This window comes from Streptomyces huiliensis, assembly GCF_020037025.1.
GTDB classification, from domain to species: domain Bacteria; phylum Actinomycetota; class Actinomycetes; order Streptomycetales; family Streptomycetaceae; genus Streptomyces; species Streptomyces huiliensis.
This window is the reverse complement of record NZ_JAIQLH010000446.1, coordinates 1-3,934: the sequence shown is the minus strand read 5'-3', so window position 1 is coordinate 3,934 and position 3,934 is coordinate 1. Positions and strand designations below refer to the sequence as shown.

At 77.8% G+C, this 3,934-nt stretch carries 3 protein-coding genes; 1 reads left to right on the top strand and 2 read right to left on the bottom strand.

Annotated features, from left to right (window positions below):
* The coding region (locus JNW98_RS34955; RefSeq protein ID WP_223772295.1) for an IS701 family transposase at positions 1-1,001 on the top strand (1,001 nt) is incomplete at its 5' end.
* A gap of 97 nt (positions 1,002-1,098) precedes the next feature.
* Here the strand turns inward: JNW98_RS34955 and JNW98_RS34950 are convergent.
* Complete coding sequence (locus tag JNW98_RS34950; RefSeq protein WP_223772294.1) at positions 1,099-3,096, bottom strand: helix-turn-helix domain-containing protein; 1,998 nt, start codon at positions 3,094-3,096, stop codon at positions 1,099-1,101.
* A 330-nt stretch (positions 3,097-3,426) separates the two neighbouring features.
* The coding region (locus tag JNW98_RS34945) for a beta/alpha barrel domain-containing protein (protein WP_504755630.1) at positions 3,427-3,934 on the bottom strand (508 nt) is incomplete at its 5' end.

Sequence of the window (3,934 nt, the reverse complement as noted above, 5' to 3'; positions counted from 1 at the left end):
CCTCCCCCTGGGACTGGGGCGAGGTGCGCCGGGCGCTGGCGCACCACGTGCTGTGGGCCGCGCCCCCGCAGGCGTGGGTGGTGCGGCCGATGACGATCCCCAAGGCCGGCGAGAACTCCGTCGGCGTCGAGCGCCGCTTCTGCCCGGCCGCCCGCCAGGTGCTCAACTCCCAGCAGGCGGTGGGGGTGTGGGCGGCCTCGCCGGACCTCAGCGTCCCGGTCGGCTGGCGGCTGCACCTCTCCGGCGGCTGGCTGGACGACCCGGCGCGCCGGCGCCAGGCCGGCATCCCGGACTCGGTGACGGAGGAGACCTGGGGGGAGTGCGCGGTCGAGGCGTTCACCGGCATGACGCGGGGCTGGGGACTGCCGGTGCGGCCGGTGGTGCTGGACGCCCGGGAGGCGGACACCCTGGCGGCGCTTCCCCGGCTGCGGGCCGTCGGCGCTCCGGTGCTCGCCCGGGTCGGCGGCTGCCTGCGGCTGACGCTGTCCGAGCCGACCCTGCCGGGGCGCGGCGGCACGTTCACCGCCCAGCACGTCATGGCCGCCGCCCGGGACCTCCGGCGCCCGGTGCTCTGGCGCGACGGCGAGCGCGACGGGGAGCCCGGGATCGCGCGGACCGCCCTCACCGCCGCCGTACGGGTCGGGCTGCCGGTGGCGCGGGCGGCGGCGGGCGCGCCCGTCCGGCGGCGGGAGATGCTGCTGCTGGGCATCGGGGGCAGCGTGGACGGCGCCGGCCGGTGGCCCGCCGAACTGTGGCTCACCGACCTGCTGAACGTGCCGCCGGCCGCGCTGGTGCGGCTCACCCGGCTGCTGGGGCGGGTCGACCGGGACTTCCACGAGATCTCCGACCGGGTGGGCGTGCGGGACTTCGCCGGGCGCTCCTTCGGCGGCTGGCACCGGCACACCACCCTCGCCTCGGCCGCGCACGCGGTCGTCGCGCTGACCCGGCGGGCGGCGGGCGGCGCCGGGGCGGAGGACGCGCGGTTGGACCGGGTCTCCTGAGGCCGACGTGGACCGGGGCTGCCGGGGTCACGTGAACGGGTCTCCCGGGGTCCCGTGGACGGTTCTCCTGAGGTCCCCGTGGACGGTTCTCCTGAGGTCACGCCTCGGGAGGGCCGCCGGTCCCCGGCTCCCCGGCCGGCCGGGCCAGGGTGTCCCGGACCCGGTAGACGCGCAGGGCGAGCTGCACCTCCAGGGCCCGCGCCGGCTCCTGCCAGCCCGGACCCAGCAGCTCCCCGATCCGTTCGAGCCGCCGGGCGACGGTGTTGGGGTGCACGTGCAGCCGCTTGGCCGCGTTGGTCGGGCTGCCGCCCGCCTCGAAGTAGGTCTCCAGGGTGCGGGTCAGGTCCGTGAACCGCCGCGCGTCGTAGTCGAGCACCGGGCCGACGGCCGCGTGGACGAAGCCCTCGACGTCGTGGTGGTCCGCCAGCAGCACCCCGAGGAAGCCCAGGTCGGCCAGGGAGCCGGCGCGCCCGGTGGCGCCCAGCGCGGTCATCGCCTCCAGACAGCGCAGCGCTTCCTGGAAGCCGTGCCGGACCGACGCCGGGTCGGCGACCGGCCCGGCCGCCCCCACCGTCACCTGGTGCTCCAGCAGCGGCGACAGCTCGGCGGCGACCGCGCGCGCCGCGGCGCCCGGGTCGGAGCCCGGCAGCAGCAGCACCGCGCAGCCGTGGTGCATGGCCTTCAGCCCCTTCTTCCGGGACGCGTACGACGAGGCCCAGACGGCGGGCCTGCCGCGGGCCTCGCCCTCGGGCCGGGCGACCACGACGACGTGGTCCGACCGGAGGTCGATGCCCAGCCGCCGGGCGCTCTGCTCCAGCTGTCGGGGCGGCCGTTGCGGGCCGGACAGCAGCTGGCCGAGGAAGTCCTCGCGGGCCTGCCCCTCGGTGATGGCGGCCCGGCTGCTCTCCACCAGCAGCTGGACGGACACGACCTGGGCGACCAGCCGGACCAGCCGCTCCTCCGCCGCCGACCACGGGCGCCGGGGCCGCCGCGGGCGCAGCATCAGCGTGCCCAGATGGCCGGTGCCCGCCGCGATCGGCACGGCCCAGAACCCGGAGGCCACCTCGACCGGTTCGCGGGCCGCGTGCGCCCCCAGGCCGGACAGCAGCACCTCGTCGGCCCCGCACGCCGGCGGGTCGCCCGCGGTCGCGAGCGGGGTGCCGTCGGCGCCGAAGATCCGTACGTCGGCGTCCAGTTCGCGGTGGACCTCCTCGGCGAGGGCGGCCGGGTCACCGTCGTCCAGGATCAGTTCGATCAGCCGGTGGTGCGTCTCGCTGAGCCCCCGGGCGCCGCGCAGCCCGGCCTCGACGGTGGTGGTACGGCGTTCGAGCTCGGCGATGAGCGACGCGTTCCGCTCCGCCAGCCGGGCCTGCTCGACGGCCGCCGCTGCCAGGTTGGCGAGCGCGCCGGCCAGGGTCACCTCGGCGGGCGTGTACTGCCGTACGTTGCGCTCCCCGATGTACAGCGCGCCCAGCGGACGGGTGCCGTGCATCATCGGCACGGCCAGGACGGCGCGCAGCCGCTCGGCCCGCACCACGTCGTCGACCTCCCGGCTGTGCTCGATGCGTTCGTCCGGGAGGTAGTCGGGGGTCCAGAAGGGGGACGGGTTGTCCTCCCGGGTGGTGGCGGAGCCCAGGCCGGCGCCCCGGGCGATCCGCAGGCCCATGTTGCGGTCCGTGATGTGGCCCTCGGAGGCGCGGACGACGTGGCAGTCCAGCTCCTCGTCGTACAGGCCGATCCAGGCCATGTCCGCGCAGAGCAGCAGGCGGGCCCGCCGGACGACGACCTTCAGCAGGGCGCCGAGGTGCTGGTGGGCCGCCAGGTCGGAGGAGGTGTCGAGCAGGGCGGAGAGGTCGTTGGCCCGCTGCTGCTCGGACTCGATCCGGGAGCGGACGGCCAGGCCCAGGCGCACGGCCCGGTCCAGGGCGGCCAGCCGCGCGGGGCTCGCCCCGGCCCGCCGGGCGTCCGCCGTCAGCGCTTCGTACCGGTCCGGCGGCGCGCCGCCGTCCAGCAGTTCCAGGACGGCGAGTTCCGGGACGGCGAACGTCCCGTCTTCCCCCGCCGCCTCCGGTGTCCCCGATGCGTCCGACGACACGTGCCCCTCCCTGGTACCGACCGACCGCGCCCCGACGGACGGGTCGCGCGTCGGCGGCGCGGTATGGCGCGCGCCGCGGGGGCCGCTCGTAATCCCCAGACCCCGGTTGCGGCACCTACGCGGCCAAGGCGTCAAGGTATGCGAGGGATACGGGTGACGCAAGAGTCAAGAGTGGCCGCGGGGCTGTAAAGGTGGGGTGGCGGCGACGGCCGTCCGGGGCCGCCGGGTGGCGGGGCGTACGGTGCCGCCGGGTGACGGGGCGTGCGGGACGTCCCGCACGACCGGCGGCCTGCTTTCGGTCATCGGGGCGGCGGTGTCTCCGGCGATCCGTCAGACGCGACCGCCGGGACGGCCCCGGCCGTCCGCCGGCCGGAGCTGCTCCGCGACGGACGTCCGCAGCGCCGCCCATGCCGCGGTCAGCCGGTCCAGCCTGCGGGCCGCCAGCGCCGCCGCCGTCGCGTCGAGGGAGACGCCGAGCCGCTCCAGGCGGGCCACCACGGCGTGGGCCGGGCCGTGCCGGTCGGTGAGGGCGTCGCCGCGCAGCCGGCCCTCGCGGGCGACCGCGTCCAGGGCGGCGGCGGGCAGGGCGACGCCGGTGCCCCAGGCGACCAGCGACTCCACCCGGCGGAGTACCCGGGCGGTGCCGCCCGCCCCGCTCTCGCCCGCCCAGTTCTCGTCCGCCCAGTTCTCGTCCGCGCCGCTCTCGTCCGCGCCGGCCTCCCGTGCGCCGCCGACGTGCCACAGCAGCCGGGGCGGGCGGGCCCCCGCGCGGGCCAGCGTCCGCCACCGGTCGCCGGCCAGCCGCTCCTCGTACGCCCGGTACGCGAGCCGGGCCGCG